The sequence below is a fragment of the Bradyrhizobium sp. UFLA03-84 genome (genome assembly GCF_002289535.1).
Taxonomy (GTDB): Bacteria; Pseudomonadota; Alphaproteobacteria; order Rhizobiales; family Xanthobacteraceae; genus Bradyrhizobium; species Bradyrhizobium viridifuturi.
On record NZ_NSJY01000013.1, the window covers coordinates 1,313,882 to 1,329,264 of the forward strand.

A 15,383-nucleotide genomic window follows, 5' to 3' on the forward strand; every position below is an offset into this window, starting at 1 on the left:
CTAGTTCCGCAATGTCACCAGATACGCCACGATATCCTCGATCTGCTTCGCCGACAGGATCGGCTTGTCGTGCCATGATTTACCGACGCGCGTGAGCCCAACAACGCGATAATAGGACGGCATGATGGTCGCTGCATTGAGATGCGAGGCATCGACCAGCCGGAGCCGCAATTGTCCTTCCGACCAGCGAGTGCCGCTTCCCGAAAGGTTCGGCGCGAGGTCGCCCTGGAACGCCTGCTCGGGAAATGGGCCGCTGTGGCAGAGGATGCAAGTGGAGGAACGTTCGACGATCAACGCACGGCCGCGGGTGGCGTCGCCCTTGGTTCCCGTCAGCGGCTGCGGGATAGCATCGCCCACCACGGTGTAGGGCCGCAGTTCCTCGGCGCCCGCGGGCGCGCAGGCTGCGAACAGGCCCGCGGCAAGCAGCAGCGTGGGAGCGAGCCTAGCCAAAGGTATCTCCCGTGATGCTCTCGAACCAGTCGGCCGCCTGATCGGCCTCGCGCCGGCGCACCTCGCGCGGCGCATCGACCGGGCTCGTGGTCACCTCGGCCTCGGCATACTGATCCTCTTTCGGCTGATAGATGCCCTTCAGCGAGAATGCGTAGCCGGGGGCCACCGTGTTGTAGCAGGCCCCGTCGAGCCGCGGCATCTCCGGTGCTTTGCCCGCGAGTGAGTTCACGATCGCTGCCGCGCAGGCGCGGCCCTGCGCCGCCGCTGCGGAGGCGGACTTCGGAATTCCGCCGGCAATCGCGGCGTCACCGATGACGTGGATATTGGGCACGAGCTTCGAGGCAAAGCTGACCGGATCGATCGGGCACCAGCCGGTGTGGTCGGCGGCGCCGGCGATCGCGGCGATGCGGCCGGCTCTTTGCGGCGGGATCACATTGGCAACCGCTGCAGTGTAATTGCCGAAATCGGTGACGATCTCCTTGGTCGTCGGATCAACCGATGTCACCCGTCCGCCCTGCGACAGCGCGATCCGTTCGATCATGCCGGGATAGAGCTCCGCCCAGGCCTTCTCGAACAGCTTCTGCTGCGAGTAATTGTCCTTGGCGTCGAGCATCAGGATCTTCGACTTCGGCTTGTTCGCCTTCAGATAGTGCGCGATCAGGCTGGCGCGCTCGTAAGGCGCCGGCGGACAGCGTAGCGGCGCGGCGGGGACCGCGATCACGACGAGGCCGCCATCGTCCATGGCCTCGAGCTGTCGGCGCAGCAGCATGGTCTGCTCGCCGGCCTTCCAGGCGTGCGGCATCTTTTCGCTGGCTGCTTCGTCATAGCCGGGCAGGGCCTCGAAGTGCATGTCGATGCCCGGCGCGAGGACGAGCCGGTCGTAGGGCAGCGTTGCGCCGTCGGAGAGTGTGATGCTGCGCGCCTGTGCGTCGATCTTGGTGGCCGCCTGCGCGGCGACCGTGATCCCGTCAGCCGCAACCTTGTCGTAGGTGAACTGCTGTGCGGTAAGCTCGCGCAGGCCGGCAATTACCTCATTGCTGAACGGGCAGGCGGTAAAAATCTTGTTCGGCTCGATCAACGTGACCTGGAGTTTTGCGTCGAGCCGCCGCAGCGCCCGCGCGCAGGCCGTGCCGCCGAAGCCGCCGCCGATCACGGCGATGCGCACTGCCGATTGCGCCAGCGACGGACGCGCCAATGCGGCCGCCACTGCAACGGCAGCGGCGCCACGGATCACATCCCTGCGCGTCTGATGACGCGTGACGGCCATGCACGATAATCCGGAAAAGGGAAGCGGCGGCCGCTCAGGTCGCCGCTTCTGGTTTGATCAGGCGAAGGAGATGTTCTGGTTGCGCAGCGGGAAAGAGCGGATGCGCTTTCCGGTCGCCGCGAAATAGGCGTTGAGCACCGCCGGCGCCGCAACGCCGATGGTCGGCTCGCCGACGCCGCCCCAGAACCCGCCGCTCGGCACCATCACGGCTTCGACCTTCGGCATCTCGTTGATGCGCATCGAGTTGTAGGTGTCGAAATTGGTCTGCTCGATGCGGCCGTCCTTCACGGTGCAGCCGCCGTAGAACAGCGCGCTGAGGCCGTAGACGAAGGAGCCCGCGATCTGCCGCTCCACCTGCGCCGGATTGACGACGTAGCCGGGATCGGTGGAGGCGACGATGCGATGCACCTTGATCTTGCTGCCGTCGGTCACCGAGATCTCGGCGGCGCCGGCAACATAGCTGCCATAGCCCATCACCTGCGCGATGCCGCGATAGACGCCCTGCGGCGCCGGCGTACCCCAGCCGATCTTCTCGGCCACGGCGTTGAGCACGGCGAGATGCTTGGGGTGCTTGCCCATCAGCTTGCGGCGGAATTCGAGCGGGTCCTGGCCGACAGCCTGGGCCAGCTCGTCCATGAAGCATTCCATATAGATCGCGTTGTGATTGACGTTGACGCCGCGCCAGAAGCCCGGCGGCACGTGCGGATTGCGCATCGAATGCTCGACCAGCAGGTTCGGCACCGAATAGCCGATCGCAGCCTCGCCGGATTGCGCGACGCCCTGGAAGGCGGCGGGGTCCATGCCGTTCTGCAAGGCTTCCGGGCGCACCGAGAACAGGATCGATTGGCCCGACAGCCGGTAGTGCAGCGCGACCAGATTATTGTCGGCATCGAACGCGCCGGTCAGCTTGCACTGCGTGACCGGGTGATACTTGCCGTGCTGCATATCCTCTTCGCGCGACCACAATAGCTTGACCGGCGTGCCCGGCATCTGCTTGGCGATCGCCACCGCCTGCCGGACATAGTCGGTCATGCCGCGCCGCCCGAAACCACCGCCGAGCATCAGCTTGTGGACGTCGACCTTCTCGGCCGGCAGGCCGGAGACCTCGAGCGCCGCCGCGAACGCGGCCTCGCCATTCTGTGTGCCGCACCACACCTCGCATTTGTCAGGCGTGTAGAGAACGGTGGCGTTCATCGGCTCCATCGTGGCGTGGTTCTGGTAAGGATAGCTGTAGACAGCCTCCACCTTCTTGGCTGCGCCGGCGATCGCCGCCTTGGCGTCGCCGTTCTGGTTGCCGACATAGGCCGGCTGCGCATTGTCGAGCCCTTCCGCAAGCCACTTTGCGATCGTCTCGCTCGAGACCTTGGCGTTGTCGCCTTCGTCCCAGACGATCGGCAGGGCATCCAGCGCGGTCTTGGCGTGCCACCAGGTGTCGGCGACGACGGCAACCGCGCTGTCGCCGACCGGCACCACCTTCTTGACGCCCTTCATGCCTGATATCTTGGCTTCGTCAAAGCTCTTCACCTTGCCGCCGAACACCGGGCAATCCTTGATCGCGGCGTTCAGCATGCCCGGCAGCTTGACGTCGATGCCGTAGATCATCTTGCCGGTGGTCTTGTCGACGGTGTCGAGCCGCTTCAGGCCCTTGCCGGCGATGGTCCAGTCCTTCGGGTCCTTCAGCTTGACGTCGGCCGGCGGCTCGAGCCTGGCGGCGGCTTCCGCGACCTTGCCGTAGGTCGTGGTCTTGCCCGAGGACGTGTGGGTGATGACGCCATTGGAGACCTTGCACTCCGTGGCCGGCACCTTCCACTCGTTGGCCGCGGCCTGGATCAGCATCATGCGCGCGGTGGCGCCGCCCTTGCGGACATAGTCCTGCGAGGTGCGGATGCCGCGGCTGCCGCCGGTCGAGAAATCGCCCCAGGCGCGCTTGCGGGCGACGCTCTGGCCGGGCGTCGGATATTCCGTCGTGACCTTCGACCAGTCGCATTCGAGTTCTTCAGCGACGAGCTGCGCGAGGCCGGTCAGCGTGCCCTGGCCCATCTCGGAGCGGGCGATGCGGATCACCACGGTGTCGTCGGGCCGGATCACGACCCAGGCATTCACTTCGGGCGCGCCATCGGCTGCACGGACCACGGCGGGACCGCCGAACGGCAGATCGAGGCCGAGCGCGAGGCCGGCGCCGGCGGTGGCCGTGCCGATCACGAAGGCGCGGCGATTGAGCTTGACGTGCTGGTTCATGGCTGCCTCCTCACGCGTTCGCGGCAGCATGGATCGCCTCGCGCACCTGCTGGAAGGTGCCGCAGCGGCAGATATTGGTGATGGCGTCGTTGATGTCGTTGTCTGATGGCTTCGGGTTTTCCTTCAGCAGCGCCGCGACGGCCATGATCATGCCGCTCTGGCAATAGCCGCATTGCGGCACGTCGCTGGCGATCCAGGCAAGCTGCACCTTGTGCATCACGCCGCCCGCCGCGAGACCCTCGATCGTGGTGATGTCCTTGCCGGCCACCTCGCCGACCGTCACGCCGCAGGAGCGCATCGCAACGCCATCGACATGCACGGTGCAGGCGCCGCATTGTGCAATGCCGCAGCCGTATTTGGTCCCGGTTAGCCCGACATTCTCTCTGATCGCCCACAGCAGTGGCGTGTCGTCCTCGATGTCTACAGTGGTTGTCTTGCCGTTGATCTTGAGGTTTGCCATCGCTTTCCCCTGAATGGGTCCAATCCTCCGACTGGACTTCAGCACGATGTTGGCCTCGAAACTGGAACGGTTCAAATCAAGAATATGCGCTTGCAGCGCGGAAGAATGTTGATGCCGCGGTGTATGGTCGCGCATTGCGCGCGTTACATGCCTGTTATGTCTTTTGCGGTGAGGCGACGGCCAAACGCAGGGAGCTCATCACGCTGCCGAGCGCGGCAAATCCGGCGCCCAGCGCCAGCGCAACGGTGGCGCCTTCGCGATCGGCCAATGCGAAGCAGAGGGCGGCGAGGGCGGCGCCGGTGGTCTGCCCGGTCAGACGAGCGGTCGCAACGATGCCGCTGGCGCTGCCGCTGCGGTGCGACGGGGCGCTCGACATGATCGCCTTCATGTTGGGGGTCTGGAAAAAGCCGAAACCGATGCCGCAGATCATGGTGCGCCAGACGATGTTGGCGACGCTGGGCTCCGCCGGCAGGGTTGCGAGCAGCACCATGCCAAGGCCGAGCAGCAGCATGCCGATGCCGCCGAGGATGCCGGCCGGATAGCGGTCCGACAGCCGGCCGCCGATCGGCGCCATGAAGGCGACCACCAGCGGCCAGGGCGTCATGAAGAAGCCGGTCTCGACCTGCGAGCGATGCAAGATGTCCTCGAAATAGAATGGCAGCGAGACGAAGGCGAGGCCCTGCACCGCGAATGAGCAGACGGCGGTCGCGGCCGACAGCGCAAAGATCGGTCGGCGGAACAGATCGATCGGCAACATCGGCGCCGGATGATCGGCATGCCGCCGGGTCAGGATCCAGCCGAATACGAGCGCGCCGACGAGCTCGGCGATAACAAGCGCAGGCGTTGCCTTGTGGGCGGCGCTGCCAATGCCGATGATGAACAGGCCGAGGCAGGCGCAGGCAAGGGCTGCACCGGTGAAGTCGAAGGCGTGTTTGGCGCGCGGCGTCTTCGGCAGCGTCTTCATGCCGATCAGCAATGCGATGATGCCGAACGGAAGGTTGACGGCGAACAGCCAGGGCCAGGTCCCGAGCGCGAGGATGCCGGAGGCGATGGTCGGCCCCAGCGTGAAGGCGGTCGCGACCACGAGCGCATTGTGGCCGAAGCCTCGGCCATGCATCCGGCTCGGATAGACGAAGCGCACCAGCGCGGTGTTGACGCTCATCAGGCCGCTGGCGCCGAGGCCCTGCAAGGTCCGCGCGACCAGAAGGCTCGGCAGTGACCATGCCAGCGCACAGCCGAGTGACGCCAATGTGAACAGCAGCAGGCCGGCGAGATAGATCCGCTGGTGGCCGACGATTTCGCCGAGTGCGCCGAGCGGCAGCAGCGTTGCGACCAGGGCGATCTGATAGACGTTGACGACCCAGACCACCTCGGCAGGGCTGACATGCAGATCGCTCGCAATCGCCGGCAGCGCGATGTTGGCTATCGCGGTGTCGAGCGAGGCCATCGCCAGCGCCGTGAAGATCGCGGCCACCGCCCAGCGTCGGGTCTCCCACGGCAATCCATCGGTGATTGGCGCCGCTGCCGCGGTGGTCGGGGTCTTCTCGAGCATGTCTGAAACGGTCTCCGGCAAGCCATGTACTACGCCGGCATCGCGTTCCCCAGCCGCGTCATTGCATGATGCGTATGCGAAGAGGTGTTGCCGAGGGCGCCGGCAGGCCGCGCGCAAATTCAGTGTCGTCCCGGCCTTCGCCGGGACGACGCCTGGGAAGGAGCCGCGGGCTTTCATTCTTCTCGGTCGTCTCCGGAATACCGGATCACCCGCATGCGCGGGTGATGACACCGAACAAGCTGTTCGACAGGTTCATTAGACCGCCCAACTCATGTTCCTTTGCTGTGTCACACAACCGCACGCAGACGACTTTCGGATAGCTTGCGTCACGGGCGCGATCGACTACCCTTGGTATACAAGCAGGCCCGACGTCAGATCGGACCGCAAGAGGGACGAGCGCATTGCACGGACAGGCCGACCGGCGCAGCGAAGCCATGCGAAGCGCCAGCGAGGGAACCCGGCGCCGCGCATTCACCGGCCTCTGGGTCGCGGCATTGCTGGCGATCCTCGGCTTCCTGGTGATCTATCCCGTCTTGATGCTGTTGCTCGGCGCGCTCACCGACACCAATCCGGTGGTCGACGGCATCCGCCTCAGCCTCAGCCATCTGTCGATCGCCAATTTCCTCGCCGTGCTCGCCAATCCGAATGTCGGCGAAGCGCTGCTCAACACGTTGATCGCTTGCGGCGGCGGCACGCTGATCGCGGTCGCGATCGGGCTCTTGTTCTCCTGGATCGTGGTTCGCACCAACACGCCGTTCAAGGGCTTCATCGCCGCAGCCAGCATCCTGCCGCTGTTTGCGCCGCCGCTGGTGGCGGGCGTTGCCTGGGCCATCCTCGGCTCGCCGAAGACCGGGCTGATCAACACGATGTTCAAGTGGATGGGATCGGACCTCCGCATCGATCTCTATTCGATGTGGGGGCTGGTGTTCGTGTTCGGTATCTACTACGCGCCCTATGTCTACATGTTCACCTCGTCGGCGCTGCGCAACATGGACCCGAGCCTGGAGGAGGCCGCTGAAATCTCCGGCGCCAGCCCGCTCGCCACCCTGTTCACGGTGACGTTCCCCCTGATCATGCCGGCGATCGTCTCGGGCATGCTGCTGTCGTTCATCGTGATGCTCGGCATCTACGGCATCCCAGCCGTGCTCGGCGCGCCGACCAATCTGAATGTGCTGACGACCTACATCTTCAAGCTCACCAACTGGTCGCCGCCGCTCTACAACACCGCAGCCGCCGTCGCGATCATCCTGATGGTGGTGACGGGGCTGCTGGTCTATCTGCAGCAAAAATTGCTCAGCGGGCGCAGCTATACCACCGTCGCCGGCAAGGCATACCGGCCCCGCAGCCTCGATCTCGGGCCGTGGCGCTGGCTCACCTTCGCGCTCGGCATCGTCTATCTCCTGATCGTCGTGGTGCTGCCGTCGCTGGCATTGATCGTTGCGGCCTTCCGCAAGTTCATGTTCATCCGCGATGCAGCCAGCCTGTTCGACATGCGGCAATACTCGTTGATGCATTTCGAGAGCATCTTCGACAATCCGCTGACCTTGAAGTCGATCTACAACGCGATCGAGGTCGGAATCATCACGGCGGTCGTCGGCGGCGCGCTGGCCTTTGCGATCGGCTACACCATTCATCGTACCCGCGTCGCCGGGCGCGGCGCCATCGACCTGATCTCGACGCTGCCGGTCGCGATCCCGGGGCTCGTGGTCGGCGTCGCCTATCTCTGGGCCTGGATCGGCGTGCCCGGCGGGCTCTACGGCACGATCTGGATTCTCGCGCTCGCCTTCATCGCGCGCTTCATGCCCGACACCGTGAAGGCGCTGTCGACCTCGTTCCTGCAGATCCATCGCGAGCTCGAGGAGGCCGCCTGGGTCTGCGGCCGCGGCATGCTCGGCACCATCACGTCGATCGTGCTGCCGCTGGCGCGCCCAGGCGTGCTGGCCTCGATGACGCTGCTGTTTGTGCTGGCGATCCGCGAGCTCGGCTCGTCGCTGTTCCTCTACACGAGCAACACGATGGTGATGTCGGTGCTGCTGCTCGACTACTACGAAGGCGGCAATATCGGCAAGACCGCGGCCTTCAGCCTGGTGCAGACGGTGTTGCTCGGGGTCCTGATCGGCGGTGCCAACTGGCTGTCGCGCGGGTCCGCGCAACGCAACGTGGCGCGAACCGGATAACAACAAACGAGGGGAGGATTGGCGATGGATAGACGAACCTTCACCACACTGGCGCTGGCAAGCGCGGCGACGCTTGTGCTGGCGCCGGCGGCACGGGCGCAGGAGTTGGGCTCGGCGGAGCTGATCGCGGCGGCCAAGTCCGAAGGCAAGCTCGTCTACTACACGGCAAACTTCGCCGAGATCGAACAGCAGGTGATCAAGGCCTTCAACAAGCGCTTTCCCGAGATCACGGTCGAGATGGTCCGTGCGCCCGGCGGCCAACTCATCACCCGCGTGAAGACCGAGGCTGCGGCCGGCAAGCTGATCGCCGACGTCGTCGACCACTCCGATCGCGCGCTGATGCAGCCATTGGAAGATCTGTTCCAGGACTACGCGCCACCGAATGCGGCCGACTATGATCCGCATGCACTGATCTCACCGAAGCTGTGGCCGCGCGCCACGATCGCCTGGTCAATCGCCTACAACACGGAGCTGGTGAAGGATCCGCCGAAATCCTGGATGGACCTGACCAAGCGGCAATATGACAAGCTGATCGGCCAGGTGTTCGCGCAGTCCGGCGGCACCACCTGGACGCGGATCATGTTCGAGCGCCAGGTGCTCGGCGAAGATTATTGGGCGAAGCAGGCGGCGACCCATCCGGTGCTCTATCCCTCGGGCGCGCCGACCGCCGATGCGCTGGTGCGCGGCGAGATCGCGATCGCGCCGCTGCTCTACAACGTAGTCTATCAAAAGAAGAAGGACGGCGCGCCGATCGAGATCTTCTTCCCACCAGAGGGCTCTCCGGTCAATCCCTATGCGAGCGGGATTCCAAAGACGGCAGCTCACCCCAACGCGGCAAAGCTGTTCCTGAACTGGTGCCTGTCGAAGGAGGGGCAGACCTTCATGATCAAGGAGCTCGGCAATCTCACCTCATTGAAGGAGCCGCCGGCCTTCCCGGAAGGATTCGATCCCAAGGTGGTCAAGCTCTGGTACCCGAACTTCGACCAGTATGTGAAGCTGCACGCGGCATGGGTCGCGGAGTGGGACAAGACGTTCGGTTATCGGCAATAGGCGACGAGGCAGGCGATGACGGCGACGCTCGAAGTCACCGATCTCAGGAAGCAGTTTGCGATCGGCCGTCCGGCCATCGATGGCGTCAGCTTCAATGTGCCGGCCGGCGAGATCGTGGTGCTGCTGGGGCCATCCGGATGCGGCAAGACCACGACGCTGCGCTGCGTCGCGGGGCTCGAGCATCCGACCGGCGGCGAGATCAGCATTTCCGGGCGGGTGGTCTCCTCGCCGGCGCGCGGCGTCCTGGTGCCGCCGCGTGCGCGCAATCTCGGCATGGTGTTCCAGTCCTATGCGGTGTGGCCACATATGACGGTGAGGCAGAACGTCAGCTATCCGCTGAAGCACCGCACGGTCGGGCACACCGATGCCGCTCGCATGGTCGAGGACGCGCTGGCGCTGGTCGGGCTGTCAGACTATGCCGACCGGCCGGTGGTGGCGCTGTCGGGCGGGCAGATGCAGCGCGTCGCGCTGGCGCGCAGCATGGTGTACCGGCCGCAACTCTTGCTGCTGGACGAGCCGTTGTCGAATCTCGATGCCAAACTGCGCCTGCGGCTGCGCGATGATCTCCGTGTCATCCTCAAGCAGACCGGGATGACTGCGCTCTATGTCACCCATGATCAGGCCGAGGCGGTCGTGCTCGGCGACCGCATCGGTGTCATGCGCGACGGCAAGTTGTTGCAGATGGACACGCCCGACGTGATCTACAATCGTCCCGCCGATTTGTTCGTCGCCAATTTCACCGGCGCGACCAACGAGCTTGCCGGCCGGCTGGTCGCATGCGACGGCCGCTACGGCGTGGTCGATTTCGGCGACGGCCGGCAAGGCGAGGTGGCCCTGTTCCAGCCGCTTAATCCCGACGAGAAGGTACGCGTCGCGCTGCGGCCCGAGAACATCGCGATCGGCCGGCCCGATGGCGCCAATACGTTTGCGGCAAAAGTGCTCGACCGCCGATACCAGGGCACCCAGACCGCCTATGGCATCGAGCTGTTCGGCAAACGGCTCGAAGCGATCGAGCTCGGCACCGCCGCGCGTCATCAGGTCGGCGTCGAGGCACAGGTCGTGTTGCCCCGCGAATGCCTGTGGGCCTATCGCGACACCGGGCCCGCGTCTCCTGACTGACAAGAAGTTACTGCAGCGCCATTCCAGACGTCTTGATCACCGTCGTCAGTTTCTGCTGATCGGCCTTCATCAGCGCGGCGAGCTCGTCGAGCGACATCGGCTTGCCCGGGATGTTGGCAAGCGACAGCTGGCGCTGCACGTCGGGGTTCTGCAACGCCTTGTTGATCGCCGCATTGATCTTCGCAAGCAGCGGTGCCGGCGTGGCAGCCGGCAGGTAGATGCCGTACCAGGGCACGTAGGCGGCCTCGGCGAAGCCGGCCTCTGCAATCGTCGGGACCTCCGGCAGGTCGGGGACGCGCTTGTCGGTGAACACCGCGAGCGGCTTGACGCTGCCGGCCTTGATGTGTGGCAGCGCGAGTTCGAGCGAGACGATTTCGAAATGCATCAGGTTGGTCATCAGGTCGATCAACGCCTGCGGCTGGCCCTTGTAGCCGACATTGGTCAGCTTGATCCCGGCGACCTGAAACAGCTTCTGCGCGCTGAGATCGATCGACGATCCGGTGCCGGGATTGCCGAAATTGAACTCTCCGGGCCGCTTGCGGGCCAGCTCGACGAACTCGCCGATCGTCTTCACCGGCATCGACGGATGCACCAGCGCGACGCTTTGATTCCAGACCGCGAGGCCGACGCAGGCGAAATCCTTGGCCGCGCTCCAGCCGGCATCCTTGTAGAGATCGGGGTTGACCAGCAAAGCGGGGCCGGTGACGAGCCAGGTGTAGCCGTCCGGCTCGCTACGCGCGACCGCGGCGGTGCCGATATTGCTGTTGCCGCCGGGACGCGCCTCCACCACGACGGTCTGCTTCCAGTCGCGGCCGACCTGCTCGGTCACCGCGCGCGCGACGATGTCGACGATGCCGCCGGCGGGGTAGGGCACGACGATGTGGATCGGCCGGCTCGGGTAATTGTCCTGCGCCTTGGCGCCGGCGCTAACCAGCGGGATGAATGCGATTGCCGCGAGCAGTCGAATGGCGGTTGCGATGCCGCGCATGTCTCCCTCCCCATGTCTGTCGCATCGTCTGCGCGATGCGTCTTAGTCGTTCGCCACCAGTGAGCGGATGCTGCGGGCGAGCCCGAGGATGCGCGGCCCGCATTCGCGCTCGATCTGCTCGGCGCTGAAGCGAAACGAGGGGATGCCGCAATTGACCGACAGGCATTCGCCGGCGGGCGTGCGATACAATGGCGCGGCGACGCCGAAAATCTCGCGACGCCATTCGCCGAGCGAGACCGCGAAGCCGCGCTCGTTGCAGAGCTCGACGTCCGGCAGCGTGCGCCGCTCGACATAGTCGAGCTCCTCGGGGCGTTCGGCCTTCACGCGCGCGACATAGGCGTCGCGTTCCTCCGTGGTGAACAGCGACAGCAGCGCGCGCCCGACCGCGGTCGGCGCCAGCGAGGAGACGAAGCCGACGTCAGGCACGTGCGGCACCGCGTCCGTGGTGCGCAGCGTCTCGACATAGATGAAGTCGAGCCCGAACGGCATTGCGATCGACACCGTGCCGCCGGTGTAGGCAGCGAAGTCACGCATCAGGGGGCGCGCGAGCTGACGGACCTTGAGCGATGACAGCACCGGATAGGCAGCGGCAAGCACGCCGAGGCCGAGCACGAAGCGGCCCTTGGCGTCGCGCCTGAGATAGCCGAGCTGCTCCAGCGTGTAGGTCAGGCGCGAAACGGTCGGTCGCGACAGGCCGGTGTGTTCGGCAAGCTCCGCATTCGAGAGTGGACCTGCGTGGTTGCGGAACGCCGCCAGCACATCGAGCCCATGCGCCAGGGTGGTCGCAAAGGACGGGTCGGTCTGGGGTTCAAGCGAGGACAATGCCGCCATGCGAAATAATGGTCCCAAAGAGGTAGAAATGTCAATATATCGAAATGAATTTGCAAATCGTTTCGACATGGGCTTATCTAACGCCCAAGGGGACGGTCCCAAAGGGACGGGAGGCGGCATGGATTTCGGTCTGTCCGAGCGATCGGAGCGTTGGCGACGCGATCTGCTGGCCTTCTTCGAGCAGGAGGTGCTGCCGCGCCATCGCGCCTGGCTCGACCACGTCCGCGCCCACAACGACGCGCCGCCGTTCATGGCCGAGCTGCAGCGGAAAGCGCGGGCGGCGGGCCTGTGGAATCTCGGCCTGCCTGAACTCGCCGATGATGAGCCGGGCACGCGGCTCTCCAATCTCGACTACGCGCCGCTCGCCGAGATCATGGGACGGCTGTTGTGGGCGCCGGAGGTGTTCAACTGCCAGGCGCCCGACGTGCCGAACATTATCGCGTTGCAGAACTGCGCGACGCCGGAACAGAAGACGCGCTGGCTGGCGCCGCTGCTCAATGCCGAGACGCGCTCGGCCTTCGGCATGACCGAGCCCGATGTGGCCTCGTCCGATGCCACCAATATCGCAACCCGGATGGTGCGCGACGGCGATCACTACGTGATCAACGGGCGGAAGTGGTTCATCACCGGCGCCGCGCATCCGCGCTGCAGTTTCCTGATCGTCATGGGTGTGACGGACGCCGGCGCCGAGCGCACCAGCCGCCATTCCTGCATCATCGTGCCGATGGATGCGCCCGGCGTGCGGCTGGTGCGGCGGCTGCGCTGGATGGGCTGCGAGGATCATGTCGCGCCGATCGGCGAGCTCGTGTTCGACAATGTCCGGGTGCCGGCGGAGAACCTGCTCGGCGCCGAGGGCGAGGGCTTCAAGGTCGCGCAGGTCCGGCTCGGGCCGGCGCGCATCCACCACTGCATGCGCTCGATCGGGCTCTGCGAGCTCTTGATCGAGCTGATGATGGCGCGCGCCGCGGAGCGCAGCGCGTTCGGCCGCACCGTGATCCAGTACGACACCGTGCAGCGCTGGATCGCCGAATCCCGCGTCGAGCTGGAGCAGGCGCGGCTGCTCGCCTATCGCTGCGCCTGGCGGCTCGATCAGGCCGGCCATCACAGCGCTTGGCGCGACGTCTCGCTGATCAAGGTCGCGGTGCCGGCGATGCTGCAGAAGATCGCCGACCGTGCGATGCAGGTGTTCGGCGCGATGGGTGGCTCCGACGACACGCCGATCCATCAGGCGTTGGCGTGGGGGCGACTGCTCCGGATCGGCGACGGGCCCGACGAGGTCCATCTGCGGCAGATCTTCCGGATGGAGCCGATGCCGGACTGGTCGATCGCCAACTCGCCCTATCTTGCTGCACATCCCGCCTAAGCGGCGCTAGAGTATCCACCGAAATTTCCTGAACGAGGCGCCTTCCGATGACGATGACCGAGCAAGCCCGAGACGCAAAGCCCGCCGCGATCGACAAGGAGCGGCTGCGCTCGAAATATCGCGAGGAGCGCAACAAGCGGCTGCGTCCCGACGGCAATGACCAGTATCTCCAGATCAAGGGCCAGCTCGCACATTATCTCGAGGATCCCTACACGCCGGTGGTGGAGCGCGCGCCGAAGACCGATCACGTCACCTTCGCTTTCATCGGCGGCGGTTTTGCCGGGCTCGCCACCGCGGCGCGGCTGACCGAGGTCGGCGTCAAGGATGTCCGCATCGTCGAGAAGGGCGGCGATTTCGGCGGCACCTGGTACTGGAACCGGTATCCCGGCGCGCAGTGCGACACGGCGTCGATGGTCTATATGCCGCTGCTCGAAGAGACCGGCCACATGCCGTCGGAGAAATACGCGCATGCGCCGGAAATCCTGGCGCACTGCCAGCGGATCGGCAGGCAATTCGGTCTCTACGACAATGCGCTGTTCCACACCGAGGTGACGGGCCTCGGCTGGGACGCGACGCAATCGCGCTGGATCATCCGCACGACGCGGGGCGATGCGTTCACCGCGCAATATGTCGGCATCGGCACCGGCCCACTGCATGTGCCGAAGCTGCCGGGCATTCCCGGCATCGAGCGCTTCAAGGGCCACTCGTTCCACACCAGCCGCTGGGACTACGACTACACCGGCGGCGATCCCAAGGGCGCGCCGATGGACAAGCTTGCCGACAAGCGCGTCGGCATCATCGGCACCGGCGCGACGTCGGTGCAGTGCATTCCGCATCTCGCGCGCGCCTGCAAGGAGCTCTACGTGTTCCAGCGCACGCCGTCGTCGGTCGACGTGCGCGGCAACGGCCCGATCGATCCCGACTGGTTTGCCGATATCGCGACGCCGGGTTGGCAGCAGCGCTGGCTGGAGAACTTCACCGCCAACCAGGCCGGCGGATCGGCAGAGGAAGATCTCGTTCAGGACGGCTGGACCGACTTGTCGAAGCGGATCCGCGCCAAGGTGATGCTGCTGCCGCGCGAGCAGCGCACCCTTGAGAACATGCGGGCGGTGTTCGAGGATTCCGACTTCGAGAAGATGGAGGAGATCCGCAACCGGGTCGACACCATCGTTCGCGATTCCGGCACCGCGAAAAACCTCAAGGCCTGGTACGGCCAGCTCTGCAAGCGGCCATGTTTCCACGACGCCTATCTGCAGGCGTTCAACACGCCGGGCACCCACCTGGTCGATACCGACGGCAAGGGCGTCGAAGAGATCACCGAGAACGGGATCGTCGTCGCGGGCAAGGAATACAAGCTCGACTGCATCATCTACGCGTCCGGCTTCGAGGTCGGCACCGAGTATAAGCGGCGGGCGGGTTTCGACGCGACGGGCCGCGACGGCATCAAGCTGTCGGAGTATTGGGGCGAGGGCATGCGCACCAAGCACGGCATCCATGTCCATGGTTTCCCGAACCTGTTCTTCGTGCAGCCGACGCAGGGCGCCAATCTGATCTCCAACGTGCCGCATAATCTGACCGAGGCGGCGCGCACCATCGCCCTGATGGTCGGACACGCGCAGGCCAACGACTTCAAGGAAATCGAAGTCAGCAAGGACGCCGAGGACCGCTGGGTCGAGCTGCTGCTGACTGCGGTCGGCCGGATGATCGGCGGGCCTGATTGCACGCCGGGCTATTACAACAACGAGGGACGCGAGCCCGGGCCGGCGGCCAAGCTCAATGTCGGCTATCCGGCGGGCGCGCTGGCCTATTTCAAATATATCGACGAGTGGCGCCGCAGCGGCCAGTTCGAAGGCGTGCAATTCCGCTGACCGGTGCGCGATCGGGACTG

The 15,383-nt window shown here is 65.4% G+C and carries 12 protein-coding genes; 5 read left to right on the forward strand and 7 right to left on the reverse strand.

Annotation, left to right across the window (positions count from 1 at the left end):
- From soxX to CK489_RS20315, 5 genes are all read right to left on the reverse strand, one after another.
- Complete coding sequence (soxX, locus tag CK489_RS20295) at nt 1-429, reverse strand: sulfur oxidation c-type cytochrome SoxX (RefSeq protein WP_095733734.1); 429 nt, start codon at nt 427-429, stop codon at nt 1-3.
- A 13-nt stretch (nt 430-442) separates the two neighbouring features.
- On the reverse strand, nt 443-1,717 hold the full coding sequence (locus CK489_RS20300; RefSeq protein WP_095733449.1) for an NAD(P)/FAD-dependent oxidoreductase: 1,275 nt from the start codon (nt 1,715-1,717) through the stop codon (nt 443-445).
- Nucleotides 1,718-1,774: 57 nt separating this feature from the next.
- The gene (locus tag CK489_RS20305) at nt 1,775-3,955 is read right to left on the reverse strand and encodes a xanthine dehydrogenase family protein molybdopterin-binding subunit (protein ID WP_158226477.1); all 2,181 of its coding nucleotides are present in this window, start codon (nt 3,953-3,955) and stop codon (nt 1,775-1,777) included.
- A gap of 10 nt (nt 3,956-3,965) precedes the next feature.
- Nucleotides 3,966-4,415 (reverse strand): (2Fe-2S)-binding protein, encoded by a 450-nt coding sequence (locus CK489_RS20310; RefSeq protein ID WP_050629674.1) that lies wholly within the window; start codon nt 4,413-4,415, stop codon nt 3,966-3,968.
- A 154-nt stretch (nt 4,416-4,569) separates the two neighbouring features.
- Nucleotides 4,570-5,967 carry an MFS transporter gene (locus CK489_RS20315; protein ID WP_095733451.1) on the reverse strand — a complete coding sequence of 466 codons (1,398 nt, stop codon included), beginning with the start codon at nt 5,965-5,967 and terminating at the stop codon, nt 4,570-4,572.
- A 434-nt stretch (nt 5,968-6,401) separates the two neighbouring features.
- Here CK489_RS20315 and CK489_RS20320 point away from each other — a divergent pair, with 434 nt between their 5' ends.
- Genes CK489_RS20320 through CK489_RS20330 form a run of 3 tightly spaced genes read left to right on the forward strand, consistent with a single transcriptional unit; the run spans nt 6,402 to nt 10,313 of the window.
- The gene (locus CK489_RS20320) at nt 6,402-8,144 is read left to right on the forward strand and encodes an ABC transporter permease (RefSeq protein ID WP_095733735.1); all 1,743 of its coding nucleotides are present in this window, start codon (nt 6,402-6,404) and stop codon (nt 8,142-8,144) included.
- A gap of 24 nt (nt 8,145-8,168) precedes the next feature.
- A complete protein-coding gene (locus CK489_RS20325; RefSeq protein ID WP_245350439.1) occupies nt 8,169-9,194 on the forward strand; it encodes an ABC transporter substrate-binding protein in 1,026 nt (341 codons plus the stop codon).
- A 15-nt stretch (nt 9,195-9,209) separates the two neighbouring features.
- Entirely contained in the window at nt 9,210-10,313 is a 1,104-nt protein-coding gene (locus CK489_RS20330) for an ABC transporter ATP-binding protein (RefSeq protein ID WP_095733452.1), read from the forward strand.
- 7 nt (nt 10,314-10,320) lie between these two features.
- Here CK489_RS20330 and CK489_RS20335 read toward each other — a convergent pair whose 3' ends face one another.
- Together CK489_RS20335 and CK489_RS20340 are read right to left on the reverse strand one after the other, a co-directional pair.
- On the reverse strand, nt 10,321-11,301 hold the full coding sequence (locus CK489_RS20335; RefSeq protein WP_095733453.1) for a Bug family tripartite tricarboxylate transporter substrate binding protein: 981 nt from the start codon (nt 11,299-11,301) through the stop codon (nt 10,321-10,323).
- Nucleotides 11,302-11,343: 42 nt separating this feature from the next.
- Nucleotides 11,344-12,132 (reverse strand): IclR family transcriptional regulator, encoded by a 789-nt coding sequence (locus CK489_RS20340; RefSeq protein WP_158226478.1) that lies wholly within the window; start codon nt 12,130-12,132, stop codon nt 11,344-11,346.
- Nucleotides 12,133-12,250: 118 nt separating this feature from the next.
- On the opposite strand from CK489_RS20340, the gene CK489_RS20345 reads away from it, so the two are divergent.
- On the forward strand, nt 12,251-13,495 hold the full coding sequence (locus CK489_RS20345) for an acyl-CoA dehydrogenase family protein (RefSeq protein WP_095733455.1): 1,245 nt from the start codon (nt 12,251-12,253) through the stop codon (nt 13,493-13,495).
- 47 nt (nt 13,496-13,542) lie between these two features.
- Nucleotides 13,543-15,363: a flavin-containing monooxygenase gene (locus CK489_RS20350; protein ID WP_095733456.1), complete on the forward strand. Its 1,821-nt coding sequence runs from the start codon at nt 13,543-13,545 to the stop codon at nt 15,361-15,363.
- Nucleotides 15,364-15,383: the final 20 nt, after the last annotated feature.

Bases quoted from the DNA above. Each gene is read 5' to 3' on its own strand.
- CK489_RS20300 (WP_095733449.1), bottom strand. From the start codon at position 1,717: ATGGCCGTCACGCGTCATCAGACGCGCAGGGATGTGATCCGTGGCGCC.
- CK489_RS20305 (WP_158226477.1), bottom strand. From the start codon at position 3,955: ATGAACCAGCACGTCAAGCTCAATCGCCGCGCCTTCGTGATCGGCACG.
- CK489_RS20310 (WP_050629674.1), bottom strand. From the start codon at position 4,415: ATGGCAAACCTCAAGATCAACGGCAAGACAACCACTGTAGACATCGAG.
- CK489_RS20315 (WP_095733451.1), bottom strand. From the start codon at position 5,967: ATGCTCGAGAAGACCCCGACCACCGCGGCAGCGGCGCCAATCACCGAT.
- CK489_RS20320 (WP_095733735.1), top strand. From the start codon at position 6,402: ATGCGAAGCGCCAGCGAGGGAACCCGGCGCCGCGCATTCACCGGCCTC.
- CK489_RS20325 (WP_245350439.1), top strand. From the start codon at position 8,169: ATGGATAGACGAACCTTCACCACACTGGCGCTGGCAAGCGCGGCGACG.
- CK489_RS20330 (WP_095733452.1), top strand. From the start codon at position 9,210: ATGACGGCGACGCTCGAAGTCACCGATCTCAGGAAGCAGTTTGCGATC.
- CK489_RS20335 (WP_095733453.1), bottom strand. From the start codon at position 11,301: ATGCGCGGCATCGCAACCGCCATTCGACTGCTCGCGGCAATCGCATTC.
- CK489_RS20340 (WP_158226478.1), bottom strand. From the start codon at position 12,132: ATGGCGGCATTGTCCTCGCTTGAACCCCAGACCGACCCGTCCTTTGCG.
- CK489_RS20345 (WP_095733455.1), top strand. From the start codon at position 12,251: ATGGATTTCGGTCTGTCCGAGCGATCGGAGCGTTGGCGACGCGATCTG.
- CK489_RS20350 (WP_095733456.1), top strand. From the start codon at position 13,543: ATGACGATGACCGAGCAAGCCCGAGACGCAAAGCCCGCCGCGATCGAC.